Raw genomic sequence first — 13721 nt, 5'->3', positions numbered from 1 at the left:
CTTACAGGTTGTCTTTTGCTACTTCGAAGTGGACGGACAGCAGCCAGGACTCTTCTTCTGGCAGGTTGCCGAATTCCGCGACCACTTCGCGGGCCAGCATCATTGAATCTTCTGAAATTTCTTCAAACAGGCTGGCATCCACTTCCGGCAGCGGCTCGCCGCTAATCGACCGGTGGGCCATCGCCCGCACGTGGGAAGTCAGCATCTGCTCCTGGACGGCGTTGGGGATGATATTGCGACGGCTTAACAGTGCATAAACCCGTGGCAGCATCTTCTCAGCCAACTGCTCCGTTTGCTTTGCCTGTTCCCCTACGTCGTTTATTACCGCTCCGTTATTCACTTGTGTTACCCCGTTGATGTCTCTGGGGATAAAACTAGCGCCGGGGGGAAGGAGTTTGTAGCGAGTTGTTTTCCACTTCGAAGTGGAAAGGCGGACGGCATGCGTGATCTATTGCACATAATCGACGTGAAACTGTCGCGGAGAGGACGTTTTGGGCGAAATCACGTGATGAGCATCACAAGAAAATCATTGCGTTGGCGGTTGCCGTTGCCTGAATAAGCGGAAAAGAAAAAGGGAAAAGTGTGATGCCAGCAGGGTTTTATCGCGGGAGGCAAGCAGGAGGTCTCGACAGAAACCTCCTGTAACAGACGTTAACGGTATTTCTGATGGTAGGTATTACGGGTTGTTTTGAACCCTTCAGCGGCAGCCTGCGCCTCTTTTACTTTACCTTCCTCCGCCAGCTTCAGCGCACCGTCAATCTGACCAATCAGAATATCCAGACCGTGACGATAGTCTTTCATTTCCGCACTGTCCGCCGCTTTGCCTTCCAGCTTCTGCGGGGTGGCTTGCTGCGCATCCACGGCGGCACCGCGCATCTTCGTCAATGCCGCTTTCAGTTCGCCCGCATCGGAGGTCTTCTGCACCACCTGCAGGTTTTGCGCGATAGTATCCATATCTTCGCCCAGTTCAGCGGCGAATGCCGAAACAGACCCCATCGTAAGGGCGGAGACGGCCAGCATTGCTAACAGTTTTTTACGCATTGCTCACATCCTTTTTTATTATTTAAGCAAACGGGCGCCGCAGGGAGCGCCCTTCTGTACAGATTATTCTGCAAACTGGATGGTGAATAGTGGGGATAATCCGCTATTACTGTCCGGCGATTTTCATCTCAGGCAACAGCACGGAACCGCACTGGATATTGCTACGCGTTTCAATATCGTCACCCACGGTCACGATATTACGCCACATATCTTTCAAATTGCCGGCGATGGTAATTTCGCTTACCGGATACTGAATTTCACCATTCTCAACCCAGAAGCCAGAAGCGCCGCGCGAATAATCGCCGGTCACGCCACTGACACCCTGCCCCATCAATTCGGTGACGACAAGTCCGGTGCCCATCTCTTTAAGCAACTTTTCAAAACTCAGACCGCGGCCGTTAATCCGCCAGTTATGAATGCCGCCCGCGTGTCCGGTGCTCTTCATGCCCAGCTTGCGCGCCGAGTAGTTGGTCAGTAGCCACTGCGTCAGCACGCCGTCTTTAATAATGTCACGACGTTCCGTGCGCACGCCTTCGCTGTCGAACGGCGTCGAGGCCAGTCCTTTCAGCAGATGCGGATGCTCTTCAATCGTCAGCCACTCCGGCAGAATCTGCTGGCCGAGGGAGTCGAGCAGGAAAGTGGATTTGCGATAGACCGCGCCGCCGGCGATAGCGCCGACCAGGTGACCAAACAGCCCGGTGGCGACTTCGTTAGCAAAGATAACCGGTGCTTTCATCGTCGAGAGTTTACGCGGTGCCAGGCGCGACAGGGTGCGGCGGGCGCATTCGTCACCGACCCACTCCGGGGTATGCAAATCTTCGAGCGCACGGCCAATGGTGTAAGCGTAATCGCGCTCCATATCGCCGTTCTCTTCCGCGATAACGCAGCTGGAGAGCGAATGGCGAGTTGAGCAGTAGCTCTGCAACATGCCGTGGCTGTTGCCGAACACTTTAATGCCGTAGTGGCTATTGAAGCTGCCGCCTTCGGTATTGGTAATGCGTTTATCCGCCTGCAGAGCGACCTGTTCCGCGCGCGCGGCCAGCTCGATTGCCTGATCCGGAGTCACTTCCGCCGGATGGAACAGGTCAAGATCCGGGGCGTCAAAGGCCAGCAGCTCTTTATCCGCCACGCCGGCAAACGGATCCGGGGAGGTATAGCGGGCAATATCCAGTGCCGCCTGTACCGTGCGGGCTATCGCCTGCGGGCTCAGATCGGTTGAAGAGGCGCTTCCCTTGCGGTTCTGATGATAAACGGTGATGCCTAACGCACCATCGCTATTAAATTCTACGTTCTCCACCTCGCCGTAGCGGGTGCTGACGCTGATGCCGGTGGTTTTGCTGACGGAGACTTCCGCACCGTCTGATTTGCCTGCCGCCAGTTCCAGCGCCGTGGTCACGGCCTCTTCCAGCGTCTTGCGCTGTTGTGCAACTTGAGAGATGACTTTCATCGCTAATGCCATAATGTAGGAAGGTGTTAAGTGAAGTCTAACAGAGAACCGTTTTTCAGTGCGCGCCTTAACTGGTAACATTAGCCTCTTTTTTTAAGGAGCCTGAGATGACTAAGCAGCCCGATGACTGGCTCGACGACGTGCCCGGTGATGACGTTGAAGATGAAGACGATGAAATTATCTGGGTCAGTAAAAGTGAAATTAAACGTGACGCGGAAGAACTGAAGCGTCTTGGCGCTGAAATGGTTGAGCTGGGAAAAAACGCGCTGGATAAAATCCCGCTCGATAGCGACCTGCGCGACGCCATTGAACTCGCCCAACGTATCAAGAAAGAGGGTCGCCGCCGCCAGATGCAGCTGATTGGTAAAATGCTGCGCAGCCGCGATGTCGATCCGATTCGCCAGGCGTTGGACAAGCTGAAGAACCGTCACAACCAGCAGGTTGCGCTGTTCCATAAGCTGGAAATGATTCGCGATCGCCTGATTGAAGAGGGTGATGATGCGGTCCCGGAAGTGTTAAACCTGTGGCCTGACGCCGATCGTCAGCAGCTGCGTTCGCTTATCCGTAACGCCAAAAAAGAGAAAGAAGGCAACAAGCCGCCGAAATCCGCGCGCCTGATCTTCCAGTATCTGCGTGAACTGGCTGAAGGCGAAAGCTAACTCCGCGTTTGCCCGCCAGATTTTCCCGGAGGCGGCGCTTTGCGCCTGTCCGGGCTACCGGATAACGCTGTACCTGTAGCCCGGCAAGCGATAGCCTCGCCGGGAATATCCGCTCTCTACGCGCGCCCTCACCTTCATTCCTGATTCCTCATTCCTGTTTCCTGTTTCCTGTTTCCTGATTACCGCCCTGGCGTTCGCCCGGTTTTTACCATTCCCCAAAAAGCTGAATCGTTAAAGCTAATGATGCTTAAATTCACATATTTAAAGTCGAATTAATTTCATGTTGCTTATAAAAAGCGATATTTATCGCATTTAAAAATTTAAAAATGCGCATTTACTCACCAGGTGAGGCACTTCACGTTTTAATCGGCCACTTGCAATTAGATTTCCTTCATCGGAAACACAATCGATTCAGCAAAAGGGATGAAAAATGAAAAAAACTCTGATTTTGACGGCCATTTCCATGCTTATTTCCGGTCAGGTAGCGGCGAAAACGTGGGTGCTGACAAGCGCTGAAAGCGGCACTGACAAAGGAAACTGGCAGATAACAAGCGATCAGCTGAAGATAAAAGATCGCGATTTCAGCATTGAGCAAAAAGTCCTCCACGGCGGCAAACAGGAAGGCAGTAAAATTCTGGTCATCCGCAGTAAAGATGGCCTGACTATCGCCCTCAGCCCGACCCGGGGCATGAACCTGCTGAAAATTGAAGGTTTCGGCACGCGAATGGGCTGGGATTCACCGGTGAAAGAGGTCGTCAATCCGGCCTTTATCAACCTCGAAAGCCGGAACGGGCTGGGCTGGCTGGAAGGTTTCAATGAGATGATGGTGCGCTGCGGCTATGAGTGGACCGGCCACCCGGTCGCTGCTGACGGGCAAATTTATACCCTGCACGGTAAAGCCGGGAATACGCCGGCATCGCAGGTGGAAGTCGAAGTGGCGGATACCGCCCCGTATGAGATCCGCATTCGCGGGCTGGTGAAAGAGAGCACCTTCAAAAAAGCCGATTTGCAGACCATGACCGAACTGCGCTATGTCCCCGGCAGCAACAGCTTCAGCCTGCATGATGTCTTAACCAACCACGCGGATTACCCGCATGATTACCAGATCATTTATCACAGCAACTTCGGTACGCCGATTCTGGAAGAGGGAGCGCGTTTTCTGGCACCTATGTCCAGCATCAGTCCGTTCAACGACTATGCCAAAGCGGGCCTGAAGACCTGGCAAACCTACGCCGGGCCGACCAAAGGGTTCGACGAGATGGTATTCAATATTCAGCCGCTGGCGGATGACAACCACCAGACCCTGGCCGCGGTGGTTAACAAGGCGGGAGATAAAGGGGCGTCAATTCAGTTTGATACCCGCCAGCTACCGGTGCTGACGCTGTGGAAAAACACCGACAGCGAAAAACAGGGCTACGTCACCGGTATTGAGCCGGGCACCAGCTATGCCTATCCGGTCACCATTGAGCGCGAACAGAAACGCGTGAAACAGCTTCAGCCAGGAGCCAGCACGCAGTTTGACCTGACCTATACACTGCTGCACAGCAGCGAACAGGTTGCCGACGTTGAGAAGAAAATTGCCGCAATTCAGGGTGATACCAAAGTGGCAGAAGACGAAACGCCTATCGCGAAGGAGTAATTTAACACCTGAAGCATGCCCCGGGTTGCGGCCAACGCGTCGGACCCGGGCAGCCTGCCTACGCCATCACCACCTGACGTAAATCCTCAGCAAAACGCCGATACTGCGCTTCATCAACCGCCTGAGGGTAGCCCAGCACCAGCAATGCATGATCGGCGATGCCGGCATGATAGCTCGGGTGAGAATGCGACCACGAACTGGCGCGAAAGCCCATCGTTTCATAAAAACGCAGCCGCTTATGGGCAATGTCGCTGGTTAACGGGTCGATTTCCAGAATGGTCAACGGCGCGCGTTCAAGGATCCCGGCCAGCAGGCGTTTGCCATAGCCGCGAGAGCGCAGCGTATCGTCAATCGCCAGATGTTCAATATAGCTGTAGCCGCTAAACTGCCAGCAGCCGCTCAGGCCAATAAAGAGTTCCCCGTCAAACCACGCTTCCAGCGCATAGCGCGGATCGCGCAGCGCCTGCTGCTTTGCCGCCGGTTCTCGCTGTTCATGCCACGGAAACGCTTTGACGTACAGCGCATCAACGGCAGAAAAATAAACCGAGTCGATAGCGGTGATTTTTTTCGCTGTGAGCATGACAAATCCAGAGTCACAAAAGGAGATCTGCCCTCGCGCGGAGGGCAGAACGGGACAGGCCGCGCAGTTATTCCGCTGCGGCGGCTTTGCTGGCCAGCTTATCGAGCAGCTTCTGATGAATGCCGCCAAAACCACCGTTGCTCATCACCAGAATATGATCGCCCGGGTGCGCGGTTTTGACCACCATATCGGCCAGGACATCGACATCGGCGCTCCAGTGCGCAGGCTGCACGCAGGCGTCCGCCACTTCCGCAACCTGCCACGGAATGTGCTGCGGCTGCAGCAGGAACACTTCGTCGGCACGGCCCAGGGACGGCGCCAGATCGTCTTTGCACACCCCCATTTTCATGGTGTTGGAGCGCGGCTCCAGTACCGCGAGGATTCGCGCGGTTCCGCCGACTTTACCGCGCAGCGCCTGCAGCGTCGCCAGGATCGCCGTCGGATGATGGGCGAAATCGTCATACACGGTCACGCCGTTGGCTTCGCCGCGCAGCTCAAGGCGGCGACGTGCGTTGATAAAACCGCCCAGCGCATTGGCGGCATCGGCCGGCAGCACGCCAACATGACGAGCCGCGGCAATCGCCATCAGGCCGTTATGCATGTTGTGTTCACCGACCAGATCCCACTTCACTTCCCCGGCTTTCTCGCCGTCCAGCCAGACTTCCCACTGCGAAGCATCGGCGTTGAGTTTCTTCGCCTGCCAGTGGCCCTGCTCGCCCACCAGCTCCTGCTCGCTCCAGCAGCCCATCGCCATCGTCTGTTTCAGATTAATGTCGTTTTCCGGCAGGATAATTTTGCCTTTACCCGGTACAATTCGCACCAGATGATGGAACTGTTTCTGAATCGCTTTCAGGTCGTCAAAGATATCCGCATGATCGAATTCAAGGTTATTGAGGATCAGCGTACGCGGGCAGTAGTGGACAAATTTGGAACGTTTATCGAAGAAGGCACAGTCATACTCATCGGCTTCGATAACGAAGAACGGGCTGTCGCCCAGACGGGCGGAAACATCGAAGTTACCCGGTACGCCGCCGATCACGAAACCAGGCTTATAGCCACAGGCTTCAAGGATCCATGTCGCCATTCCCGCGGTGGTGGTTTTCCCGTGGGTACCGGCAACCGCCAGAACCCAGCGATCGCGCAGGACGAAATCATGCAGCCACTGCGGGCCGGACATATACGGAATGTTATTTTCCAGTACCGCTTCGACGCACGGATTGCCGCGGGTCATTGCATTACCGATGATCACCAGGTCCGGCCGGGGCTCCAGCTGGCTGGCATCATAGCCTTGAATCAAATCGATGCCCTGGTTTTCCAGCAGGGTACTCATTGGCGGATAGACGTTAGCATCCGACCCCGTTACCTCATGACCGAGAGAACGAGCCAGCATCGCCAGTCCTCCCATAAACGTGCCACAGATACCTAAAATATGAATGCGCATTCGTCGTTTCCCTTTTTAATCTGGGGCACATTTTACCCATATGTACGGCATCAGAGAAATGCATTTCAGGCGAATCCGTTTTTTGCTGGCGCGATTCACCTGTGCGTATTTTTTTTATTCTTTGTTAAGATTGTTGCGTTCGTTTTACTTCACATAAACATGCAGGGAACGGGTTATGAAAACGTTAGGTGAATTTATTGTCGAAAAGCAACACGAGTTCTCCCACGCAACCGGCGAGCTTACTGCTTTGTTGTCGGCGATAAAGTTAGGCGCCAAGATCATCCACCGCGATATCAACAAGGCCGGTCTGGTCGATATCCTGGGTGCCAGCGGTGCTGAAAACGTCCAGGGTGAGGTACAGCAAAAACTCGACCTGTTCGCCAATGAAAAATTGAAAGCTGCACTGCGAGCGCGCGATATCGTGGCAGGGATTGCCTCCGAAGAAGAAGATGAGATCGTCGTCTTTGAAGGCTGTGAACACGCGAAATACGTGGTGCTCATGGACCCTCTGGATGGCTCCTCTAACATCGACGTTAACGTCTCCGTCGGGACTATCTTCTCCATCTACCGTCGCATAACTCCGGTTGGAACACCGGTCACCGTTGAAGATTTCCTGCAGCCGGGCAGCAAGCAAGTCGCGGCAGGCTATGTGGTTTACGGCTCTTCCACCATGCTGGTCTATACAACCGGCTGCGGCGTACATGCCTTCACCTACGATCCTTCTCTTGGCGTATTCTGCCTCTCTCAGGAGCGCATGCGCTTCCCGGAGAAAGGCAACACCTACTCCATTAACGAAGGTAACTACATCAAGTTCCCGATGGGCGTGAAGAAGTACATCAAGTTCTGTCAGGAAGAAGATAGCGCAACCCAGCGCCCCTACACCTCGCGCTATATCGGCTCGCTGGTGGCGGATTTTCACCGCAACCTGCTGAAAGGCGGCATCTATCTGTATCCGAGCACCGCCAGCCACCCGGACGGTAAGCTGCGCCTGCTGTACGAATGCAACCCGATGGCGTTCCTCGCGGAACAGGCGGGCGGTAAAGCCAGCGATGGTAAAGAACGTATTCTCGATATCATCCCAACCAGCCTGCACCAGCGTCGTTCTTTCTTCGTCGGCAACAACCATATGGTTGAAGACGTCGAGAACTTCATTAAAGAGTTCCCGGACGCGTAACGCCTCCCTTCCCCTCCCGTTCGGGAGGGGAGTTTTCCGCTAACGATGCGCCGTTCCGCTCACCCGGGTAACCGGGGAGTTCTGCCGGTTTTCCCACAGCACCGTCAGACCACGCTGCAAGGCGATAAAAACAAACAGCAAAATCCCGATGGCAATTTTTGTCCACCATGAGCTCAGGGTGCCGTCGAAGTTAATGTAGGTCTGAATCAGCCCCTGAATCGCCACCCCGAACAACGTTCCCAGCACCGTCCCGACGCCGCCGCTCAACAGGGTGCCGCCAATCACCACCGATGCGATCGCATCCAGCTCAACGCCAACGCCGGCGAGAGCATACCCGGCCTGGGTATAGACAGAAAACACGATCCCCGCCAGCGTCGCCAGCCCGGTGGACAGCATATAAATTCGAATGGTCGTACTGCGGGTCGAAATGCCCATCAGGTTCGCCGAGACCGCGCTACCGCCGATGGCGTAAACCTGGTTACCGAAGCGGGTGCGATGGGCCATAAAGATACCCGCCACCACCACCAGCAGCATCAGCAGCCCCATTGCGCTCAGACGTCCGCCGCCGGGAATCGTCCACGCCAGCCCGGACAGGGTGTCATACAGCGGATGATCGATAGGAATCGACTCTTCGGACACCAGATAGCTGACGCCGCGCAGAAAGAACATCCCGGCGAGGGTAATAATAAACGCCGGGATTTTCAGCGCATCGATCAGCCAGCCCATCAGCGCACCAAACCCGCAGCCCATCGCCAGCACCAGCGGGAATGCCAGCAGCGGATCGACGCCCCAGGCACCAATGGCCTTCGCCAGAAACACGCCGGTGAAGGCGATAACCGATCCGACCGAAAGATCGATCCCGCCGGAGAGGATCACGAAGGTCATGCCGACGGCAATGATGCCCAGAAAGGCGTTGTCAGTCAGGATGTTGCAGATAACCCGCGTCGAAGCAAAGCCGGGAAACTGGGTCAGGCAGTACAGATAGCCCAGCACAAAGACGGCCAGGGTGATCATCAACGGTAAATTACGTTTTATCATGGCCGCGTACTCCTTTCAGTAAGCCAATAAAGCGCGGCGACTGGACGATCAATACGCACAGAACCACCACCGCCTTCACCACCTGATTCATCTCCGGCGGGAAGCCCGACAGCAGGATCCCGGTATTCATTCCCTGGATGATCAGGGCTCCGACCACCGAAAGTAGCAGGTTAAAGCGCCCGCCCATCAGCGATCCGCCGCCGATCACCACCGCCAGGATGGCATCCAGCTCCAGCCACAGCCCGGCGTTATTGGCATCGGCACCGCGAATGTCTGCCGCCACGATTATTCCGGCAATCGCCGCGCAGATACCGCTCAGCACATAGGCCAGCATCACCACAATCCGGGTATTCACGCCGGCGTTTTTCGCTGCCCGAATGTTGATCCCCACCGCTTCGATAAACATCCCCAGCGCCGTTTTACGGGTGAACAGCCAAAACAGCAGCAGCGTCGCGGCCGCGATCAGGACCGGTGTCGGCAACAGCAGCAGCGAACCGCTCCCGAGCCAGGCCAGGTGCGGTGAATCGAAGGTCACGATCTGCCCGGAGGTAATCAGCTGCGCGACGCCGCGCCCGGCAACCATCAGAATCAGCGTGGCCACGAAAGGCTGGATCTTCAGGATCGCGACCAGAATACCGTTCCATAAGCCCGCCAGCGCCCCCGCCGCCAGGGAGGCCAGCAGCACCACCGGCAGACTGTGTCCGGCAACGGTCATCGAGGCCGCTGTCGCGCCGGCAATCGCCATCACCGCGCCAACCGACAGATCGATTCCGCCGGTAGCAATTACCAGCGTCATACCTATCGCCAGCAGCGCCACCGGCGCCGCGCGGTTGAGAATATCAATCGGGCTGCCGAACAGGCGCCCGTCCTGTAACACAATCTGAAAGAAGTGCGGCGCCACGAAGCTATCCACCACCAGCACGAGGATCAGGGCGATAATTTGCGGCATACCTTTCGGCCAGCTGAAGCGCCGCTTTGGCTGGCCGGTTTGTGGAACTGATCGAGGCATCATGGGTTACTCCTTATGCCGCAATAGCGTTCATGATCGCCGGGACAGAAAGCTCGGCTAGCGGGATCTCCGCTACCTGCTTACGATCGCGCATAATAATCACCCGATCGGCATAGCCCACCAGCTCTTCCAGCTCCGAGGAGATGACCAGCAGCGCCAGACCATCGGCGCACAGGGTTTCGATCAGGCGGATGATCTCCGCATGGGCGCCAACATCGATCCCGCGCGTCGGCTCATCGAGGATCAGGAACTGCGGTTTGGTCAGCAGCCAACGGGAAAGCAGCACCTTCTGCTGATTGCCGCCGGAGAGAAATTCGATCGGCTGTTCGGCGCTGGGGGTGCGAATACCGAGCTGGCGGATAAAGCGATCGGCAATGTCATTTTGCTCGCGTCGCGGAATCGGCCGCAGCCAGCCGCGCTGCGCCTGCAGCGCCAGGACTATATTTTCCCGCACCGATGCCGCGGCAATAATCCCGTCGGTTTTACGATCCTCAGGACAGAAGCCGATGCCCAGACTTGACGCCTGGTGCGGCGAACGCAGCCCCTGCGCTTTACCTTTGATCCACGCGGTGCCGCTGTCTGCCGGTTTGATGCCGAAAATAACCTCGGCAGTTTCCGTGCGTCCGGATCCGAGCAGTCCCGCCAGACCGACGATCTCGCCGGGACGAACCTGAAGGTCAAACGGCGCAATAACGCCTTTCTTGCCAAAGCCCTCAAAGGCGGCGACCGGTTTGTCGCTCAGTAAAGTACGACCCGCGCGATGCAGGGCATCGTGCTCAAGCTCGCGGCCGAGCATCATCTTCACTAACTCGATCTGCGGCAATTCGCGGGTTTCCCGGCAGCCGACAAAACCGCCGTTGCGCAGAACGGTAATCCGGTCGCTGACGGCATACACCTGATCGAGGAAGTGGGTAACGAAAATCAGGCTGACGCCATCGTCGCGCAGCTGGCGCATCAGGGTGAAGAGCATCTCCACTTCCTGGGTGTCCAGACTGGCGGTCGGTTCATCGAGGATCAGCACTCTGGCCGACAGGTCGATGGCCCGACAAATCGCGACGATCTGCTGCATCGCTACCGAAAAGCGGTTCAGCGGTTCGCGAACGTCGAGGGAAAAACCGTAGGAGGCCATCAGCGCGGTGGCGCGCTTTTCCATCTCTTTGCGCCGTAGCAGGCCAAAACGACGGGGTTCACGTCCGAGGAACAGATTGTCCGCCACCGACATGTTTGGCAGCAGGTTAACCTCCTGATAAACCGTCCCGATGCCCAGTTGCTGGGCATGAGCGGTATTTTTCGGCGATATTTCCTGCCCCTCCAGCCAGATCGCCCCGCGATCGGCGTGGTACACGCCGGTGAGGGCTTTAATCAATGTGGATTTACCCGCCCCGTTTTCGCCCAGCAGCGCCATGATTTCACCGCGCCGCAGACTGAAATTGACATTATCCAGCGCTTTGACGCCGGGGAAAAACTTGCTAAGCCCTTCCGTGCGAAGGATTTCCTGGCTTACCTCGGCGTTCATATTCAGTCTCACCTTCAGAGGATGAAAGACGGCTCCCGGTCGCACAACGCTGACCGGGCTACCGACAGGCGCGGATCGATGGACCGCCAGCATTAGCCGGGGAGCCATTCAGGCGATGCGGCACATCGCCTGGTTATTGCTTCTCCCGACGGACTCAGTAGCCCATGTTTTTCTTCTTCTCGAGCTCTTCTTTCGCCGTATCCGGCAGATAAAGCGTCGATTTGGTGATGGTCAGCTTCTCTGGCAGCGTGCCGTCCTTTTTATATTTCTCCAGCGCATCAAATGCGGGGCCGGCCATATTTGGCGTCAGCTCGACGCTGGCGTTCGCTTCCCCCGCCATCATCGCTTTATAAATATCCGGGACGCCGTCAATTGAGCCGGTGAGGATATCTTTACCCGGTTTCAGCCCGGCTTCTTTAATGGCCTGAATCGCGCCAATAACCATGTCATCGTTATGGGCAAAGACCATGCAGATGTTCTTGCCGTTATTTTCCGCTTTAATAAAGCTCTCCATCACCTCTTTGCCTTTGCTGCGGGTAAAGTCGCCGGACTGAGAGCGAATGATTTTGATGTTTGGCGTTTTGGCGATAACGTCAGCAAACCCTTTCTTACGATCGATCGCTACGCTGGCACCAACGGTGCCCTGCAGCTCAACCACGTTACACGGCTTGCCGTCGACCGTTTTCACCAGCCAGTCACCAATCAGCTGACCTTCAAGCACGTTATTGGCGGTGACGGTGGTCATGTAGAGATCTTTGTCTTTGACATCAATCGAGCGGTCGAGCAGGAATACCGGAATTTTGGCCTCTTTGGCCTCTTTCAACACCGGTTCCCAGCCGGTCGCCACGACTGGCGCGATAAAGATGGCGTCAACGCCCTGGGCGATAAAGGAGCGAACGGCTTTAATCTGGTTTTCCTGTTTTTGCTGGCCGTCGGCAATCTTCAGAGTGATTCCGCGTTTGGCGGCCTCCTCTTTCGCAACGTTGGTTTCGGCCGCACGCCAGCCGGATTCAGATCCGACCTGCGAAAATCCTACGGTCAGAGGGGCAGCCATTGCCATAGACGACATAGCTGCGGAAACTGCTGTGACAAGAAGTAAGCGCTTCCACATAAAAAGGTCCTCATCGGGTTACTTTGGGTTAAACCGTCATCTGCGGACAAACTATAGACAACTCGTGATGTAACTGAATGCGTTACATCACACTTCGAAAAAGTAAATTAAATGTTAATTCCCGTGATTTAATCCAGCTGAGAGCGGATAAGGCTTCCCGCAGCTCGTATCTGCCGACGCATGAGGTGAAATTTTGCGCACGTTGAGAAATCAAACAGATGCAATGTAAACGGTTACATTGTTTTATTCAGGATGCGGCTATGTTTATGGATTTTCAGGTTGTTTTTCAGGGGGAAATTCAGACTGATTACCGGCGGGCAAAATAAAAAGAAGCCAAGACATTCGATGTGAGTTGGCTATAATACCAGGCACTTGTTTGCCATACATTTTAAAGGAAACAGACATGAGCTTACTCAACGTACCTGCGGGTAAAGATCTGCCGGAAGACATCTACGTCGTGATCGAGATCCCGGCTAACGCAGACCCAATCAAATACGAAGTCGACAAAGAGAGCGGCGCGCTGTTCGTTGATCGCTTCATGTCCACTGCGATGTTCTATCCGTGCAACTACGGCTATATCAACCACACCCTGTCTCTGGACGGCGACCCGGTTGACGTACTGGTCCCGACGCCGTATCCGCTGGAGCCAGGCTCTGTGATCCGCTGCCGTCCGGTTGGCGTACTGAAGATGACCGACGAATCTGGTGAAGATGCGAAACTGGTTGCTGTACCGCACACCAAGCTGAGCAAAGAGTACGATCACATCAAAGATGTGAACGACCTGCCGGAACTGCTGAAAGCACAGATCACCCACTTCTTCGAGCACTACAAAGACCTGGAAAAAGGCAAATGGGTGAAAGTTGACGGTTGGGACAATGCTGAAGCGGCTAAAGCTGAAATCATTGCTTCCTTCGAGCGCGCTAAGAAGTAATTCTGCCGCACTCAGATTGTCGAAAACACCGCCTCAGGGCGGTGTTTTTGTTTCTGACACGGAGCCATTTCCCGGGTGGCGGCTCACGCCTTACCCGGGCTACAAATACTCGCAGACATCATTCCGGGCAACCAA

Annotated in this window: 13 protein-coding genes; 4 read left to right on the top strand and 9 right to left on the bottom strand. The window is 55.6% G+C overall.

Annotated features, from left to right (window positions below; genetic code table 11):
• Position 1: 1 nt before the first annotated feature.
• The 3 genes from ROR01S_RS10990 to pmbA form a co-directional block, all read right to left on the bottom strand.
• Positions 2–340, bottom strand: coding sequence for a hypothetical protein (locus ROR01S_RS10990; RefSeq protein WP_015585305.1), 339 nt, complete (start codon positions 338–340; stop codon positions 2–4).
• Between the two features lie 311 nt (positions 341–651).
• Positions 652–1041 carry a cytochrome b562 gene (gene cybC / locus ROR01S_RS10985; RefSeq protein WP_004857204.1) on the bottom strand — a complete coding sequence of 130 codons (390 nt, stop codon included), beginning with the start codon at positions 1039–1041 and terminating at the stop codon, positions 652–654.
• A gap of 106 nt (positions 1042–1147) precedes the next feature.
• Complete coding sequence (gene pmbA, locus ROR01S_RS10980; RefSeq protein ID WP_004857202.1) at positions 1148–2500, bottom strand: metalloprotease PmbA; 1353 nt, start codon at positions 2498–2500, stop codon at positions 1148–1150.
• A gap of 95 nt (positions 2501–2595) precedes the next feature.
• On the opposite strand from pmbA, the gene yjgA reads away from it, so the two are divergent.
• Entirely contained in the window at positions 2596–3147 is a 552-nt protein-coding gene (gene yjgA / locus ROR01S_RS10975; RefSeq protein ID WP_004857200.1) for a ribosome biogenesis factor YjgA, read from the top strand.
• A 430-nt stretch (positions 3148–3577) separates the two neighbouring features.
• Positions 3578–4786: an aldose 1-epimerase family protein gene (locus ROR01S_RS10970; RefSeq protein WP_054829135.1), complete on the top strand. Its 1209-nt coding sequence runs from the start codon at positions 3578–3580 to the stop codon at positions 4784–4786.
• Positions 4787–4844: 58 nt separating this feature from the next.
• Here the strand turns inward: ROR01S_RS10970 and ROR01S_RS10965 are convergent, their stop codons facing one another.
• Both ROR01S_RS10965 and mpl read right to left on the bottom strand, forming a co-directional pair.
• Entirely contained in the window at positions 4845–5366 is a 522-nt protein-coding gene (locus ROR01S_RS10965; protein ID WP_004857197.1) for a GNAT family N-acetyltransferase, read from the bottom strand.
• Between the two features lie 67 nt (positions 5367–5433).
• Positions 5434–6807: a UDP-N-acetylmuramate:L-alanyl-gamma-D-glutamyl-meso-diaminopimelate ligase gene (gene mpl / locus ROR01S_RS10960; protein ID WP_004857194.1), complete on the bottom strand. Its 1374-nt coding sequence runs from the start codon at positions 6805–6807 to the stop codon at positions 5434–5436.
• Between the two features lie 175 nt (positions 6808–6982).
• Between mpl and fbp the strand changes: the two genes are divergently transcribed.
• Positions 6983–7981: a class 1 fructose-bisphosphatase gene (gene fbp / locus ROR01S_RS10955; protein ID WP_004857193.1), complete on the top strand. Its 999-nt coding sequence runs from the start codon at positions 6983–6985 to the stop codon at positions 7979–7981.
• Between the two features lie 39 nt (positions 7982–8020).
• Here fbp and yjfF read toward each other — a convergent pair whose 3' ends face one another.
• The 4 genes from yjfF to ytfQ form a co-directional block, all read right to left on the bottom strand.
• Entirely contained in the window at positions 8021–9019 is a 999-nt protein-coding gene (gene yjfF, locus ROR01S_RS10950; RefSeq protein WP_004857190.1) for a galactofuranose ABC transporter, permease protein YjfF, read from the bottom strand.
• Positions 9006–10031: a galactofuranose ABC transporter, ATP-binding protein YtfT gene (ytfT, locus tag ROR01S_RS10945; RefSeq protein ID WP_004857188.1), complete on the bottom strand. Its 1026-nt coding sequence runs from the start codon at positions 10029–10031 to the stop codon at positions 9006–9008. Before ytfT ends, yjfF begins: the two co-directional genes overlap by 14 nt.
• A gap of 10 nt (positions 10032–10041) precedes the next feature.
• On the bottom strand, positions 10042–11544 hold the full coding sequence (gene ytfR / locus ROR01S_RS10940; protein ID WP_032718587.1) for a galactofuranose ABC transporter, ATP-binding protein YtfR: 1503 nt from the start codon (positions 11542–11544) through the stop codon (positions 10042–10044).
• 154 nt (positions 11545–11698) lie between these two features.
• Complete coding sequence (gene ytfQ / locus ROR01S_RS10935; RefSeq protein WP_004857179.1) at positions 11699–12655, bottom strand: galactofuranose ABC transporter, galactofuranose-binding protein YtfQ; 957 nt, start codon at positions 12653–12655, stop codon at positions 11699–11701.
• Between the two features lie 403 nt (positions 12656–13058).
• On the opposite strand from ytfQ, the gene ppa reads away from it, so the two are divergent.
• Positions 13059–13586 carry an inorganic diphosphatase gene (gene ppa, locus ROR01S_RS10930; protein WP_004857176.1) on the top strand — a complete coding sequence of 176 codons (528 nt, stop codon included), beginning with the start codon at positions 13059–13061 and terminating at the stop codon, positions 13584–13586.
• Positions 13587–13721: the final 135 nt, after the last annotated feature.

This window comes from Klebsiella ornithinolytica NBRC 105727 = ATCC 31898, from assembly GCF_001598295.1.
Lineage (GTDB): Bacteria > Pseudomonadota > Gammaproteobacteria > Enterobacterales > Enterobacteriaceae > Klebsiella > Klebsiella ornithinolytica.
This window is presented reverse-complemented; position numbering and strand designations above follow the sequence as displayed.